The organism is Paenibacillus oralis (assembly GCF_003863965.1).
GTDB lineage: Bacteria > Bacillota > Bacilli > Paenibacillales > Paenibacillaceae > Fontibacillus > Fontibacillus oralis.
In genome coordinates, this window is the sequence record NZ_RRCN01000001.1 from 6878978 (window position 1) to 6894487 (window position 15510).

Below are 15510 nucleotides of genomic sequence, written 5' to 3' on the forward strand. Positions count from 1 at the left end.
TATTTTAACAAGCAAAACTAACGGAAGAGTGAAGTTATACGATGAGTCAGATACGGCGGTACGAGAAAATCATGGAGATTCTGTTAACCAACAAAGAGGTTACGGTAGCGGAATTAAGCGAAACTTTGGGGGTTACCGGCAAGACAATCCGTGAAGATCTCGCCAAGCTGGAGGAGCAGGGCTTGCTGGTCCGTGTGCACGGCGGGGCGGTGCTGGCCCAAGGGGACCAATTCGGGATTTTGCCGTCCCGGGAACCTTTGGCCAAGCATGCGGAAGAGAAAGCCGAGATCGCGCGCAAAGCGCTGCTTCATATCGAAGCGGACGACATTATTGCGCTGGACGGAGGCAGCACGACGCTGGAAATCGCCCGCCGGCTCGACAACCGCCCGCTGACCGTCATTACAAACGATGTGTATATTATCGGCGAACTGGCCGTCAAAGACCAAATCCGGCTCGTTGTTCCGGGCGGTTACCGGGTTCGCAACATGTTGGCCGGTCCGGAGGCGGCGGCTTACGTTAAGCAGTTGAATATTCAAAAAGCGTTCATCTCGGCGACAGGCATCCATCCCGAACACGGGCTGTCGATTTATACCGGCGACCTGATCGGCCTCAAGCGCGCCATGATCGAAACGGCCCGCGAGACAATCGCCGTCATGAACCACCAAAAATTCGGACAAACGGCGCTGCGCACGTTTGCCTCGCTAAGCGAGCTGTCGCGAATTATTACCGACGGCGGACTTAGCGCCGACACGGCGCACAGGTACGAACATACCGGAGTCATTATCGAGTTTTAATACGGAAAATTGAAATGATAAGGAGTGCATTATCCATGAAATGGTTCGATTTAACAGGGAAAACAGCTTTAGTTACGGGCGCGGCCAGCGGTCTCGGCCAGGGAATCGCCGCAGGGCTGGCCGAAGCGGGAGCCGACGTCGTCAGCGCTTCGCTAAGCACCAGCGCGGAAACGGTCGAACAAATCAAAGCGTTCGGCAGAAAAGGCGCGGAAATTATCGTTGATTTGAGCGATCACAGCAAGCTGCAGGAGACGTTTGACGAAGCGCTGGGGCTCACCGGACATATCGACATTCTCGTCAACAATGCCGGGATTATCCGCCGTGCGCCGGCCAAAGACCACAGCGAAAAAGACTGGTTCGACGTCATTAACATCAACCTGAATACGGTGTTCCTGCTGTCGCAAATCGCCGGCCGGCATATGACCGAAAGAGGCAGCGGCAAAATCATCAACATCTGCTCCATGCTCTCCTATCAAGGCGGGATCAACGTTCCCGGCTACACGGCCAGCAAGCATGGCGTCGCCGGACTCACCAAAGCGTTCGCCAACGAATGGGCGGAGAGCGGCGTTCAGGTGAACGGGATCGCTCCCGGCTACATGGCCACGGACAACACGGCGCCGATCCGCGCCGACGAGAACCGCAAGTCCTCGATTACGGACCGCATTCCCGCCGGCCGCTGGGGCACGCCGGACGATGTAAAAGGCCCGGCCGTGTTCCTGGCCTCCACCGCTTCGGATTATCTGAACGGGCACATTTTGTGCGTGGACGGCGGCTGGATGGCCAGATAATTTTAAAGTGCGAGGTCAAAAAGTCGGATTTTCAGGACCGAGAAGGTTGAATGAAGCTAGGGACTGAGTAGCGGAGCGTAGACAGATCTACGTGAGTCAAATGTTTCCGAAGGAAACATGCTTCGGAAGCATCCGCTTGGAAGGCCCGGCTGAATTCAAGATTCGACGCCCGATCGCTCCCTGAACTACTTCGTCATGGGAAGACGACTTTTTGAACAACCTCTTAAACCTCAATCACCTGCAGGCAGCTCCGGATTTCTTCCACGGCGGCTGCCTGCTTCCATTCTCTCCGGTACCCCAGGCAAGCGCAGATCATCTCTGTCTCCCGCTCGATATGTTTTTTGCGGTAATGGACATGTCCCATCACGGCGTAACGCACGCCGTATTTAGCGTACAAATCCGCATATTCCGCGCTGCCCAGGAAGGCGTTGAAATATTCCCACTGCGGATGCGGCATCGGCACCTTGAAAAAGGGATGTCCCAGCATATGCGTGACCATGATGATCCGTTTGCCCGGATGTTCCGCAAGCTCCCGTTCCAGCGTTTTGTAAAAATAGCGGTGAATGTCGCGGTTGCTTCTTCCCCAATCGACATACAGACTGTCCTGCCAAGTCCGGTCCGGGGTCTTCATCCGCTCGAAGTCGGCAAAACCGTACTTGAGTTCCCCCAGCGTATAATCGTACCACCCCGAATTGCCGATCACGACCCAATCGTCATTTAGCGCAAAGGCGCGCTCGCTCAAGCATCCGTCAAACGTTTGAAATAATCTGTAAATCTCCCACGTATCCTTGATCCCGTTTTCCTTGCTCCAGTAATCATGGTTTCCGGGAACGAACAGCACCGGGATGCCGCTCGCCTCGCGCAGCCAGTGGAGCACCTTCAAGCTAAGGCGCACATCGTTGGAGATGTCCCCGGCGATAATCAGATGATCCAGCCGGCGTTCCTTAACGATTTCCAGCAGCGCTGCTTCAATCGGCCCGTCTTCGGGCAGGCCATTTAGATCCACGTGCAGATCCGAAATTACTCCGATATTCATCCGTTATTTCCCTCCTTCATATAAATGGCAGCTCACCCGGTTGCCCGACTCGTGCCGCTGCAACTCCGGCGCCGTCTGCCTGCATTTGTCCGTCGCGTAGGGGCACCGGGGGTGAAACGCGCAGCCCTGCGGCGGACTGACGGGGTTCGGCAGGTCTCTCCGGAGCAGAATCCGCTCCCGATCGTGGGCTGTGACCTGGGGAATGGCCGAAAAAAGCGCTTGGGTATACGGATGCAGCGGCTCCCTTTTCGCTTCCCGAACATCGATGATCTCCACCATTTTCCCCAAATACATCACGCCAACCCGGTCGCTCATATACTGGACGACGTTCAAATCGTGGGAAATGAACAGATACGTTAGACCGTGCCTTTGCTGCAGCTCTTTGAGCAGGTTGAGGATTTGCGATTGGATCGAGACGTCGAGGGCGGACACCGCTTCATCGATGACGATGAATTTGGGGTTCAGCACAAGCGCTGAAGCGATCCCGACACGCTGTCTTTGGCCGCCGCTTAATTCATGCGGGTAACGCTTGAGGTAGCTGTTGTCCAAACCGACCTGCTCCAGCGTATCGGTAACGATTTTCCGGCGTTCCCGTCTGTCCCCGATACGGTGAATGATAAGCGGCTCCTCCAAAATCCAACCGATGGGCTTCTTCGGATTCAAAGAAGCGTACGGATCCTGAAATACGATTTGCAATTCCCGGCGCAGCGATCTCATCGCCCGCCGGTCCAGCCCCGTAATTTCGCTTCCGCGATAACGGATGCTTCCTTGCGTACGCTCCAGCAGCCGTACCAGCATCTGGCCGGTCGTCGATTTGCCGCAGCCGCTTTCCCCGACCAAGCCGAAGGTTTCGCCTTCGCCAATCTGAAACGATACGCCGTCCACCGCCTTGACATACTGCTGGCGTTCCCACAGCCCTTGGCGCGGTACGGGATAATTTTTGACCAGCCCTTCCACCTCGATCAAAGCCGTGCTCATCGGTCCACCCCCATCCCCGCCGCAGGCAGATGGCAGCGCACCAGATGGTTGTCCGCGCGCCGTTCAAGCTGCGGCACGAGGGTCTCGCAAACGCGCTCGGTGTGGGGACAGCGGCCCGCGAACGGGCAGCCGCCCTGCCGTTCGGCCAGGGAAGGCACACGTCCCGGAATCGTATACAGCGGCTTGCCTTTGTGTCCAATATCGGGAATGGAGTGAAGCAGACCGGCTGTGTAAGGATGCTGCGGGCGTTCCAATAGCTCCTGCACCGGGGCCTCCTCCACGACATAGCCGGCATACATCACGATGACCCGGTCGCTCATTTCGCGAATCACGCCCAAATCATGGGAGATAAAAATCATCGCCGCGCCGGTTTCCGCCTTCATGCTCCGCAGCAAATCCAATATTTGCGCCTGGATGGTGACGTCCAGCGCGGTTGTCGGCTCGTCGGCGATCAACAGCTGCGGCCGGCAAATCAGCGCTGTTGCGATCATGACCCGCTGCCGCATTCCTCCGGACAACTGGTGTGGGTATTCGCGAAATAGCCGTTCCGCACGGGGCAACCCGACCCGTTCCATCATTTCGAGGGCAAGCCGGCCCGCCTCTTTGCGGGAAACGGGCAAATGGGTCAGCGCCGTCTCGGCAATTTGCCGGCCGACCGGAACGAGCGGATTCAAGGCCGTCATCGGGTCCTGGAAAATCATCGCCGCCTGCTTTCCCCTAATCCGGCACCAATCCTCCTCGCTTAATTCGCGAAGGCTCTTCCCGCCAAGGAGAATGTCCCCGCCGGAAACCGCGGCTCCCTTGGGCAACAGCCCCATGACGGATAAAGAGGTCAGGCTTTTGCCGCAGCCGGATTCCCCGACAATCCCCAGCACCTCCCGTTCCCGCAAATGGAAAGAAATGTTCTGAAGCGCCGGATAGCTGGTTTTGCCGGCGGAAAAATCCACCTGTAGGTCCCGCAGTTCCAACAATGCCGCTTCCATTCGCTCTCCTCCCTTTAAATGAGTCTTCAAAAAGGTAGGTTTTCAGCACCGAGGCCTCGCTACCCTTTCTTGTCGTATACATCCCGAATACCGTCCCCCAGCAGATTGAAGCCAAGCACCATCGTCGTAATGACCGCGCCGGTGATTAAAACATACCAGGGGGCGTTGATGATAAACGGCTGGGCTTCGCTCAGCATCCTGCCCCAGCTCGGATCGGGCGGCTGCACGCCAAGCCCGAGGTAGCTCAGCCCGGCTTCGGCCAACACCGAGCCGGAAAATCCTAACGACGCCGCAACAATCAGCGGCGATACCATGTTCGGCAAAATGTGCCGGACCATGATCCGCAAGGGGCCCGCCCCTTTGGCCACCGACGCTTTGACAAATTCAAACTCCTTATATTGGATAAAGCCGCTGCGGGCAATCCGCGAAAATGAAGGAACGCTCATCAGCCCGAGGGCCAAGATCGTATTGTTCAGGCCCGGACCGAACACGGAGACGAGCATAATCGCCAGCAGAATTCCCGGAAAAGCCTGCGTCGCGTCGATGAGGCGCATGATCGCTTCATCCACAAAGCCGCCGAAGTAACCGGCTGTGGCGCCGATGACCAGCCCGAACGCAAGCCCGATGGAAACGGAAGTGAAGCCGATCAGGAAAGCCGTTTGCGTCCCCTCCATGATCCGGCTAAAAATATCCCGTCCGAAATTGTCGGTTCCCCACAAGTAAGCCGGCTGCGGGGGCGCGAGCCGCATGGCGGTATTCATCTCATTTGGTTCATACGGGGTATAAAACACGCCCGTCAGCATGAACAGCAGCAGCAAAATGACCAGTACTCCGCCGATCACAAGCGGTTTGCTTTGGAGCCATCGTTTCAGCTTCATCGCCCTCTCACCTTTTCAGTCGAATGCGGGGGTCGATCGCTTTGTAGAGCAGATCGACGATAAAATTGATGCCGACCACCAAAATGGCGATATACAGCACAAGCGTCTGCACCAGCGGCAAATCCCGGGTGCCGATCGAAGTGATCAGCAGATTCCCGAGGCCAGGGAGGGCAAACACGTTTTCCACCACGATGCTGCCTCCCAGGGTGTCGGCTATAAGCAAGCCGATGATCGTGACGACCGGAATCAAGGCGTTGCGCAGGATGTGGCGGTACATGATCGCTTTTTCGCGCAGCCCTTTGCTTCTGGCCGTCCGCACGTAGTCCATGCGGGTTTGATCCAACAGCGTATTGCGTAAATAGCGGATCACGACGGCGATCCCGGGAATCGCCAGGGCCAGGGACGGCAGAAACAGGGAGCGGACCGCGCCGGCCGGATCCTCGCTCCAGGGCACGTAGCCGTAGGTCGGAAACAGCCGGAAAGTTACGGAGAATACCAGAATCAGAATAAAAGCCAGCCAAAAGGACGGTACGGCCACGCCGAGCTGGGTCAGGGCCGACAGCCATACCGCCGGCCACTTGCCATCCTGTCTGGCGATAAATATCCCCAGCGGGAGACCGATCGCCAAAGTCAGCCCCAGGGAAAACAGCGCGAGCGAAACCGTCACCGGCAAGCGCTCCGCCAAAATGTCCGCGACCGGCCGCTGGTAGCGCAACGACTCGCCGAGGTCGCCGGAAGCGGCGCTTTGGATCCAGGTCAGATACCGCTCTCCCGCTGGCCGGTCAAGCCCCATCGTTTGCCGGAGCGAAGTGAGTTGATGCGGGTCGGCGTCCACCCCCAAAATAATTTGCGCGGGGTCCCCCGGCAACACCTGGAACACAAGAAAGGTAATCACCGAAACGAGCAAAACTGTGGCGGCCAGCGTAAACAGCTTGCGGATATAAAATCTCAAGGCGCATTTCCCCTAATTAATCTTCCGTGTAGTACATGGCGGCAAAATCGTATTTTTGCACAGGGTACATTTTAAAGCCGTGCAGGTTCTTCTTCATCGCCGCGTTCCGGCTCGGGTCCATGATGAATACGGCGACAGCTTGCTCGGTCAAAATGGTCTGCGCCTGCTTGTACAGGCCGGCCCGTTTGGTCTCGTCCAGCTCCGTGCGGGCCTGACCTACGAGATTGTCAAATTCGCTGTTGCTGAATTTATAGAAATTTTTCGCATAAGTCGTTTCGTATCTGCCCAACACCTCATGCGGGTCCAGCTTGCCCGTCAGGCCGATAATCGTCGCTTCGTATTTCGCGTTATTGTAGACGTCCTCAAGCCAGCTGCTCCATTCGATTTGTTTGATGGCAACGCGAATCCCGACATTTTTAAGCTGCTCGCTGATCACCTGCGCCGTGTCGACATGGAATTGATAGTTGGAAGGAACTGTGATCGTCAGGTCGAATCCGTTCTCGTAGCCCGCTTCCTTCAATAGCTGCTTCGCTTTCTCGGCGTCCGGCGTATAACGATTTTCCAGCCCTTCCTGGTAGTACAGCTTCATGGCCGGGCTCATGTTCGAGCCTAATTTGGTGCCGTTGCCGTCCGCTGCCGTCTGAATGATGACGTCTTTATCGATCGCATAGTTGATGGCCTGGCGCACCTTGACGTCGTCCAGCGGCTTGACTGAATTGTTCAATGCCATTAGTTGAACCATATTTTGCGGGCCGGATACGATCGTGTATCCATCGCCCAACTGCAGCACGCCTTGCGCGCTGACGCCGGGAACCATGTCGATATCGCCTGACTGCAGGGCCAGCACGGACGCATTGGCGTCCGGCATAATTTTAAATTCAATGCGGTCCAGCTTGGGCGCGTGCTCCTTGTCGTAAAAATTTTCGTTTTTCTCCAGCACCAGCTGTTGTCCCGGCTGGTATTCCGCGAACTTGAAGGGGCCCGCCCCGACCGGCTGCTCGCTTTGCTTCCCGTAGTCTTTCGGAACGATCGCGGCGATGTTGGCGGCGAGGAAGGCGGCGTCCCGCTCCTTCAGCTTGACGACGACGGTATTGTCATCGGGCGTCTCGATGCTTGCAATGCCGGAAAATTTCGAGGACAGCGGCTCTTGCCCGTTCAGCCCGGCGAGTTTGGCATATGAATAGTAGACGTCCTCCGAGGTCAGCGCGGAGCCGTCGTGGAACGTTACGCCTTGCTTCAGCTTAAAAGTATACGTCAAACCGTCTTCCGACACCTGGTAGGACTCGGCGATGGCCGGGATCAGCTCGCCGTTCTCACCAGCTTCGAACAAGCCGTCGAACACATTGTCCATCATCGAGCTCGTATCCGTGGCCGCCGACAAATACGGGTCCAGGTTGTCCGGTTCCGTAGCCATCGCCACTCTCACGGTTCCGCCAGCCTTAACTTTCTCCGTCCCGGTCTCCGCCGCAGTCTGCGTTTGCGGCTCCGCCGCCGAGCCGTCCGCCGTTCCCGCCGGCTGGGCACCTCCGCCGCCGCATCCGGAAACGATCACAGCCAACAAGGCCAAAGTGGACAAACCTGCCGCAATGCTTTTGTTCCATTTCATTGACGTTTAACCCCTCTCCTTTGAGTGATTTGCATAAGCTTATTTCGTTTTGTGCATCCATTCAAAGCTGTCCTGGAACTCTTTAAACATCAGTTCCATCCGCTCAAGATTGCGCCCCACCCCGCCCTTCTCCAAATAGGAAATCTCATTGATGATGGCGTTCGCCACCGACAGGGACGCGGTATAGGAATCGAGGAAGCCGGTGGATTTGCATTCCGCCAGCAGCGTCAGGTCGGCCAGTTTAGCGAAGGGAGACAGGCCGGAGTCGGTCAGCGCAATCACCTTGGCTTCTTGTTCCTTGGCCAGTTTGGACAGCTTCAGCGTCTTGGAGCAATATCGCGGAAATCCGCAGGCGAACACGACATCGCCCGGCTTTATGTAGGACGCGTATTCCGCAACACTTCCTTGGGGAATCAACTCACAGTTACCGAGCATGTATTTCATGACAAAACTGAAAAACGCAGTTACCGACAAGCCCATTCTCCATCCGGCTACCCAGATGCGGTCGGCATGCAACAGCAGGCTGGCGGCCTCGTGAATTTGCGCCTTGTCCACCTGCAGCATCGTTTGCCGGATATTTTGCACCTCCTGGGCAAAATGCTTCTCCAGCCACGACTCCTCCTGACGGCTTGTGGACTGGATGAAATTATGCACAGCCCGCTGATCCTGAATGACCATTCGCTGCAAATCCTGATGCATGTCGGAGAAGCTGGAATAGGATAAGGCTTGGGCCAACCGGTGCACCGTCGCTTCGCTGACGCCGGATTTCTCGGCGATTCTTTGCGCCGATTGCAGCGCGGCTTCGCGAAGATGGCTCTCAACATAGTGCGCCACTCTTTTTTGTCCGGGGCTTAAGGCTTCGAATTGTTCCCGGATTCGTTCTTCAATCGTCGGCATAGTCTATTCTCTCCCGATGGTTTGCTGGGGCAGCCGATCCGGCTGCCGGGGGTGTCCCAGATAAGCGGGGACCTCGTCGATCCCTGAAATCACCCGCTCGTAGCTGAGCTCCTCAATCCCCCGTTTGCCGTAAGGATTGATTAACAGGCAGTCCATACCGATCCGGTGCGAACCCAAACAATCGTCATAATAATTGTCGCCGACATATAAGGACTCCTGCGCGGTGACGCCGGCTTTGTTCAAGGCGAATGCGAATATGGCCGGGTCCGGCTTCTCCGCACCGACCTCCGAGGAAATCACGATTTCGTCCAGCTCCTCGTCTAGCTGGGTTTTCCTAAGCACCTCCCGGGCGGTCCGGTCCCAATTCGAAATCAGTCCCACCTTGTACCCTTGCTCCCTTAAATGCCGCAGGGTCGGTTTGCTAAAATCGAATGCGCTCCAGCCTGCTGCTTCTTGCACTAGGGTCCGGTGCACACGCGTCACTTCTTCGATGGGCAGGGCCAAACCCAGGTAGTAATTCAACACACCGATATACCAGGGCATGTACGATTTGCTGTCCTTTCCCAGCACGCCCCGGAACTCCCTCATAAACAGCTTGTCCGCCAGATGATAAGCGATTGTGATTTCATCCAGAGGTTTGACACAATCAAATCGCTCCAGCGTCCTTAGATAAACTTCTTCTCGATTGGTCTTAACCAGGGTATAGCCAAGATCAAACCATACATACCGAATCATAGATGCACCCGCTTTTTCGTTATGAAGGATTTCCATCATATCCCACAAAATGTTTGTTTTCCTGCATCATCAACTCCATCTTAAAGGTAAAATATTTGTCGAAAATCAATTCAAATGATGATTTACGTAAAGCATCGGAAAATCAGCAGGTAAGAAGAACCGCCGGAGAAATTTGCTCCGGCGGTTCTTTGATGTTCAAACCTATACTTCCAGTATGAAGATGGAACAGGGATGGGGCCTTTCGGGCCAGCCAAACAATCATGAAGAGCTCCAGCGAAAAACATAAGGGCAAAAAATGTCGTTATTCCAGCGATATCCCGCATTCAAAGAGAAATAAAGGAAATTTATGTCGCTATTTTCTCGAATCACAAAGAAATGCCCTTGCTCTGGACCATTCACAGGAAAATAAGTACATAAAATGCCGCTAATGGGGATGAACATGCCTGGCTCCTGATAATAAGAGCATAAAGTTCCGCTATTTTGAAGGTCGACGCTTGGTTCGCTCCAGCAGCCGGCTGTCAAACACCGATTTCTAGGTTTAGCCCCTTTTTTGCCGTTCGTGCTAATACAACACTCTCCACAAATAGAAGGTCGCATACGACTCCCACTTCTTCCAGCCTTCCGCCCAGGCCAAAAGCTCCTTTTTGGCCGGCTTCCGGTCCATTCCAAGCACATGCTTGACCGCGTTATGCAAACCGACATCGTCAACCGGGAACGCGTCCGGCATCCGCAGGCAGCGCATCAGCACGTAATTGGCCGTCCACGGCCCGATGCCGCGGATGCTGACGAGCTGTTTCTCCGCTTCCATGATCCCGCCCGCCGCCTGCAGCCCTTCCTTCGTCAATTCGCCCGAGGCGATCAGCCGGGCCGTATCAAGCAGGTATTCGGATTTTTTCCGGGTCATGCGGACTTCTTCCAAATCCTGAACGGTCAAATCGGCGATATCCCGGGCGGAAGGAAATACAAGGTACCGTTCTCCCTCACAATCTACAGACCGCCCGAAGCGCTCCACAAGGCGGCGTTTTAACGTATAGGCAAACGCCAGGTTGATCTGCTGGCCGATAATCCCCCAGGCCATGGCTTCAAACAAATCGGGAATTCCGATATTGCGCAATCCGTAGAATGAATTCACCGCTTCCCGGAGCAGCGCATCCCCTTTCGCCAACTCATAAAACGGCCGCAAATCCGTATCCAAATCGAACCAATCCCTGACATAGCAGACCACCGCTTCGCGATTCTGTTTCCGGGAAGGAGCCGTGCCGCCCAGGAACCGGACCATAAGGGCATCGCTCCCGTCCGCGCTGATCTCCACGACGGAAATTTCGCCGGATTTAAGCGGAATGGCTTTGTACAGCAGCTGATCACTGGTGCGCAACAAACACTCATTGGACGACCGCGACAAGTATTTCATGTTTTCGGCAAAACTGAATTCCTTGGGAACAAGCAGCCTCAATCTATCCCCGTGATCTTCCCAAACAGCGTCCGGCTTCCCTGAATATATCTGGCTGATAAAAGTAACCCCCTTACTTTGGCGTCCGCTTCTATTCGTACGCATCTACACTTATAGTTTTAACACGATTCGCGATCCTATCATTTCGTTATCTTGCTTTTCTATTCGAAAAGCATGGCTTGGTTCGGGAGGCAAAGGTATACTGAATCTGGAGGTGATCTTATGACAAACGGGAAGCATCCCAACGTCAGCGAGGAGCGGTGGCAGGCGATTATCCGTAACGATGCCGCGTATGACGGACGGTTTTTTTACGCGGTGAGCAGCACGGGGATCTTTTGCCGGCCATCGTGCAAATCGAAACCGCCGAAGCGGGAAAACGTGCGAATATTCGCGGATGCCGAACAGGCCAAAGCCGCCGGATTTCGTCCGTGCAAGCGCTGCAAGCCGGATGGCCGGCCGCTGCCCGATACGGAATGGGTGGAGCAGATCGCCAATTACATTGACGCGCATTACCAGGAAAAGCTGACGCTGGAAACGCTGGCCGACATGTGCCACGGCAGTCCCTTCCATTTGCAGCGTACTTTTAAACGCGTCAAACGGATGAGCCCCGGAGAATACATTCAGCAGTGCAGAATCAATCAGGCGAAAATGGCGCTGACCCATTCGCGGCGAAGCGTTGCGGACATCGCCCTGGATGTCGGCGTCGGCAGCCCGGCTTATTTCATCACTTTGTTTAAAAAAGCAACCGGGCTCACGCCTGCCGAATATAGAAGTTCGCAAAAGCGTTGACCGGTGGAAACCACAGCTATCTATCACTTTTGGAGGTGCTTATTATGATGAAAACAACCCAAGCGCAAACCTTATTCTGGTCGCAGCTTACCGAACAAGATTGGAACTTATACATCTGCGCGACGGAGAAAGGGTTGGCGTATGTCGGTTCTCCTAATCGTCCTTTTGACGAATTGACCGATTGGGCTTCCCGCCGCTTCCCCGGCAGCCCGCTCGTTCGTGACGACCGGAAGCTTACGCCCTATGCCGCCGAGCTCATCGAGTATTTTCAAGGCAAGCGCCATAGCTTTACCGTTCCCACCGACTTGCAGGGAACCCCGTTTCAGCTCACCGTCTGGCAAGCTCTTTGCGACATTCCGTTTGGACAAACCTGCTCCTATTCGGATATCGCCGAATCCATCGGCAAACCGTCCTCCGTACGTGCCGTCGGCGCGGCGATCGGATCCAACCCGCTGCTCGTGACCGTGCCCTGCCACCGGGTCATCGGCAAAAACGGCTCGCTCACCGGCTACCGCGGCGGACTGGAGATGAAAACCAGGTTGCTCGCGTTGGAGAAGTAAACGATTTACAAATAAATCAATTATAGACATATTATTCTTCGTTTATTATAATAGAGTCACATAATGTAAACGCATACATAACATAGAGTTAAAGGGAGGGATGCTCACCAAATCTGCCAAACTTTAATATTAAAGGAGATGTGTTATGTTAAAAACAAAAGCAAGTAACGTATCCTTGGTATTGGCCTTAGCACTTGTTTTGACGATTTTCGGCGGATTGTCGCTGCCTTCCGCAACCGTATTCGCCGCCGATGGCAGCGGGACTACCGCGAGCATCTCGGACATTCTGAAAAACCAGCAGGCGGATGGCGGCTGGAAAAAGGATTACAAAGCAACCAGCGGGGAGTGGGCAAAGTCCACGATTGACAACAAGGCCACGTATACGGAAATAAGAAGACTCGCGGCTGAATATACCAAAACCAAAGACAGCAAATATTCCGCCGCAGCTATCAAAGGAATCAATTTCTTATTAAACATGCAATACGCCAACGGCGGATGGCCGCAGATTTACCAAAGCTCGGGTTATCATAAACACATTACCTACAATGACAATGCTATGGTCAATGTCATGATTCTGCTTGACGAAGTTGCAAACAAGAAAGGCGACTTTTCCTTCGTAGACAGCTCTTTGGCTAATCGCAGCAAATCTGCCGTTGCGAAAGGCGTGGACTGTTTGTTAAAGACTCAGGTTACAGTTAACGGAAAGCTGACCGTTTGGGGACAACAGCATGACTCCGCCACGCTAAAACCGGCAGGGGCAAGAGCATATGAAGTTCCTTCTCTTACCGCCAGTGAAAGTGTCGGTATTGTAAAATTCTTAAAAACCAGACCGGCCACCACGCAAATTAAGGCTTCGATTCAAGCTGCGGAAAATTGGTTTAGAGCCGTTAAAATTACCGGAATCCGCATAGTAAAGACAGGCGATGATGTGATCGTTGTGGACGACCCCAGTGTAACTACCCCGATCTGGGCCCGCTTTTACGAGATCGGTACGAACAAGCCTATCTTTGTAGGGCGTGATGGCGTAGTGAAGTACAAACTCAGCGATATTGAACAAGAGAGAAGAACAGGATATGCTTGGTACGGCAACTGGCCTTCAAGCCTGGTAGATTAATCGAATGATCATAAGTAAAAGAGCTTATGCCAGCGCTGGCATAAGCTCTTTTACTTTCTTGTGTCCGCTTACGCCGGCCACCTGCCGCCTCCCGGCATGGGGCAAGCGCGTTCTTTCAGCTTGGCGACGACCGGAACGATGCAGCCGCAAACCCGGCAGGTCGTGCTGTTTTCGAGTTTGGGGCAGGCGCTGCAGGCCTGAAGGCGCTCCTCATAAATCTCCTCGGGCACGCAGTGCTCCGCAGCGAACATCGGCGAAGCCAAAATCCGGGCGATCTGCGCCTCGGTCACCTTGTATTCCTCCCGGCAGCCTTTGCATTCCGCTGTTTCTCCAGCCATCTTGGGCGCTCCTTAGCTTCCCGCCGTCAGTTCCAGCGTGGTGACCGACATCGGCGGCAGCGTGGCCGCGAGTCGGCCGTCCTGCAGCGCAAACCCGGAAAACGGCTGCGGTTTGACATTGTCCGGCACGGCGAAGGTATTGTGCGCGTCGATCTTATCGCCGGTCAGCGTCGTCCCGGTGACGGACAGCTTTTGCCCGGCCACTCCGCGAATATCCAGAGCGACTTCGGTTGGCGCAAGGTGGCTTAGATTACACAAGCTGATGTGGATTTTGCCTTCACTGTCCCTTGAAGCCGTAGCCGACACCGCGGGGAGTTCCTCCCCATCGAAGTTGAAGCTTCCGGCATCCAGCGTCAGGTCCAGGAATTCGGCATCCTGATGCACCTTGTACATGTCGAAGACGTGGTACGTCGGCGTCAGGAGCATTTTTTCCCCTTCGGTCAGGATCACCGCCTGGAGTACGTTCACGGTTTGGGCAATGTTGGCCATACGTACGCGTTTATGATGTTTATGGAAGATGTTCAGCGTAAGCCCGGCCACCAATGCATCGCGGATCGTACTCTGCTGATACAAAAACCCGGGGTTCGTGCCCGGCTCCACGTCGTACCAGGTGCCCCATTCGTCCACGATCAGCCCGATCCGCCGCTCCGGATCGTATTTATCCATAATGACGCTGTGGCGGGTGATCAACTCGTCCATGTGCAGCGCTTTCCGCAGCGTCGTGAACCATTCGCGCTCCGCAAACCCCGTAGCCGGACCTTTATTCTGCCATTCTCCAGGGACCGTGTAGTAGTGCAACGTAAGCGAATCCATGAACCGGGCCGCTTCGCGCATCAGGACCTCCGTCCAGTTGTAATCGTCCGAATTCGGTCCGCAGGCAATCCGGTGAATTTTGTTGCCGCCATAGTTGCGCACGTATGTCTGATAACGCCGGTATACGTCGGCATAATATTCCGGACGCATGTTTCCGCCACAGCCCCAGTTTTCGTTGCCGACCCCGAAATAGGTCACTTTCCACGGCTCTTCCCGCCCATTCTGCGCGCGCTGCTGCGACATCGGGGACTCGCCGCCAAATGTGAGGTACTCCACCCATTCCGACATCTCCTGAACGGTTCCGCTGCCCACATTGCCGTTGATATAAGGCTCGCATTCCAACTGGCGGCACAGCTCCATGAATTCATGGGTACCGAAATGGTTGTTTTCCACAACCCCGCCCCAGTGAGTGTTGACCATCCGCTTTCTGCCTGCGCGCGGGCCGATCCCGTCCTTCCAATGATATTCGTCGGCAAAACAGCCCCCCGGCCAGCGCAGCACCGGGATTTTAATGTTTTTAAGCGCTTCCACAACGTCGCTGCGTATCCCGTTCGTATTTGGAATCGGCGAGTCCTCCCCGACCCAAATCCCTTCATAAATGCATCTGCCCAAATGTTCGGAAAAATGGCCGTAAATATTTCGGTTGATCGTTCCTTGCCCCAAATCGGCGTTAAGCACACCCTTCAGCGTCATCGGTCGTTTCACTCCTTAATTAATATTATTATTAATTAATTTATATATTACAAACTCATTATAGTCACATATCACAAGCAACGTCAATCGTATTCCGAAAAAATCG

16 protein-coding genes are annotated in these 15510 nt (G+C 54.8%); 5 read left to right on the plus strand and 11 right to left on the minus strand.

Annotated features, from left to right (window positions below):
• The first annotated feature begins 41 nt into the window (after positions 1-41).
• Both EHV15_RS30695 and kduD read left to right on the plus strand, forming a co-directional pair.
• A complete protein-coding gene (locus tag EHV15_RS30695; RefSeq protein ID WP_128634599.1) occupies positions 42-794 on the plus strand; it encodes a DeoR/GlpR family DNA-binding transcription regulator in 753 nt (250 codons plus the stop codon).
• A 35-nt stretch (positions 795-829) separates the two neighbouring features.
• Entirely contained in the window at positions 830-1582 is a 753-nt protein-coding gene (kduD, locus tag EHV15_RS30700) for a 2-dehydro-3-deoxy-D-gluconate 5-dehydrogenase KduD (RefSeq protein ID WP_128634600.1), read from the plus strand.
• Positions 1583-1805: 223 nt separating this feature from the next.
• On the opposite strand, the gene EHV15_RS30705 is transcribed toward kduD, so the two are convergent.
• The 9 genes from EHV15_RS30705 to EHV15_RS30745 all read right to left on the minus strand — a co-directional run bounded on the left by EHV15_RS30705 (position 1806) and on the right by EHV15_RS30745 (position 11100).
• Complete coding sequence (locus EHV15_RS30705) at positions 1806-2618, minus strand: metallophosphoesterase (RefSeq protein WP_128634601.1); 813 nt, start codon at positions 2616-2618, stop codon at positions 1806-1808.
• 3 nt (positions 2619-2621) lie between these two features.
• Positions 2622-3596 (minus strand): ABC transporter ATP-binding protein, encoded by a 975-nt coding sequence (locus tag EHV15_RS30710; RefSeq protein ID WP_128634602.1) that lies wholly within the window; start codon positions 3594-3596, stop codon positions 2622-2624.
• Positions 3593-4579, minus strand: a complete 987-nt coding sequence (locus EHV15_RS30715) for an ABC transporter ATP-binding protein (RefSeq protein WP_128634603.1) — start codon at positions 4577-4579, stop codon at positions 3593-3595. Before EHV15_RS30715 ends, EHV15_RS30710 begins: the two co-directional genes overlap by 4 nt.
• 59 nt (positions 4580-4638) lie before the next feature.
• Positions 4639-5457 (minus strand): ABC transporter permease, encoded by an 819-nt coding sequence (locus tag EHV15_RS30720; RefSeq protein WP_128634604.1) that lies wholly within the window; start codon positions 5455-5457, stop codon positions 4639-4641.
• 7 nt (positions 5458-5464) lie between these two features.
• Complete coding sequence (locus EHV15_RS30725; protein WP_128634605.1) at positions 5465-6409, minus strand: ABC transporter permease; 945 nt, start codon at positions 6407-6409, stop codon at positions 5465-5467.
• Between the two features lie 16 nt (positions 6410-6425).
• Positions 6426-8015, minus strand: a complete 1590-nt coding sequence (locus EHV15_RS30730) for an ABC transporter substrate-binding protein (RefSeq protein ID WP_128634606.1) — start codon at positions 8013-8015, stop codon at positions 6426-6428.
• A gap of 39 nt (positions 8016-8054) precedes the next feature.
• Positions 8055-8912: a MurR/RpiR family transcriptional regulator gene (locus tag EHV15_RS30735; protein ID WP_128634607.1), complete on the minus strand. Its 858-nt coding sequence runs from the start codon at positions 8910-8912 to the stop codon at positions 8055-8057.
• Between the two features lie 3 nt (positions 8913-8915).
• Positions 8916-9647, minus strand: coding sequence for an HAD family hydrolase (locus EHV15_RS30740; RefSeq protein ID WP_128634608.1), 732 nt, complete (start codon positions 9645-9647; stop codon positions 8916-8918).
• Positions 9648-10209: 562 nt separating this feature from the next.
• Positions 10210-11100, minus strand: coding sequence for a DNA-3-methyladenine glycosylase family protein (locus EHV15_RS30745; RefSeq protein ID WP_342774072.1), 891 nt, complete (start codon positions 11098-11100; stop codon positions 10210-10212).
• A gap of 219 nt (positions 11101-11319) precedes the next feature.
• On the opposite strand from EHV15_RS30745, the gene EHV15_RS30750 reads away from it, so the two are divergent.
• The 3 genes from EHV15_RS30750 (at position 11320) to pelA (ending at position 13560) form a co-directional block, all read left to right on the plus strand.
• Complete coding sequence (locus EHV15_RS30750; protein ID WP_128634610.1) at positions 11320-11886, plus strand: bifunctional transcriptional activator/DNA repair enzyme AdaA; 567 nt, start codon at positions 11320-11322, stop codon at positions 11884-11886.
• 47 nt (positions 11887-11933) lie between these two features.
• Positions 11934-12446 carry a methylated-DNA--[protein]-cysteine S-methyltransferase gene (locus tag EHV15_RS30755; protein ID WP_128635627.1) on the plus strand — a complete coding sequence of 171 codons (513 nt, stop codon included), beginning with the start codon at positions 11934-11936 and terminating at the stop codon, positions 12444-12446.
• A gap of 145 nt (positions 12447-12591) precedes the next feature.
• Complete coding sequence (gene pelA / locus EHV15_RS30760; RefSeq protein ID WP_128634611.1) at positions 12592-13560, plus strand: pectate lyase; 969 nt, start codon at positions 12592-12594, stop codon at positions 13558-13560.
• Positions 13561-13628: 68 nt separating this feature from the next.
• On the opposite strand, the gene EHV15_RS30765 is transcribed toward pelA, so the two are convergent.
• Positions 13629-13898: a DUF6171 family protein gene (locus tag EHV15_RS30765; RefSeq protein WP_128634612.1), complete on the minus strand. Its 270-nt coding sequence runs from the start codon at positions 13896-13898 to the stop codon at positions 13629-13631.
• A 12-nt stretch (positions 13899-13910) separates the two neighbouring features.
• Positions 13911-15404: an alpha-N-arabinofuranosidase gene (locus tag EHV15_RS30770; protein WP_128634613.1), complete on the minus strand. Its 1494-nt coding sequence runs from the start codon at positions 15402-15404 to the stop codon at positions 13911-13913.
• Between the last annotated feature and the right edge of the window lie 106 nt (positions 15405-15510).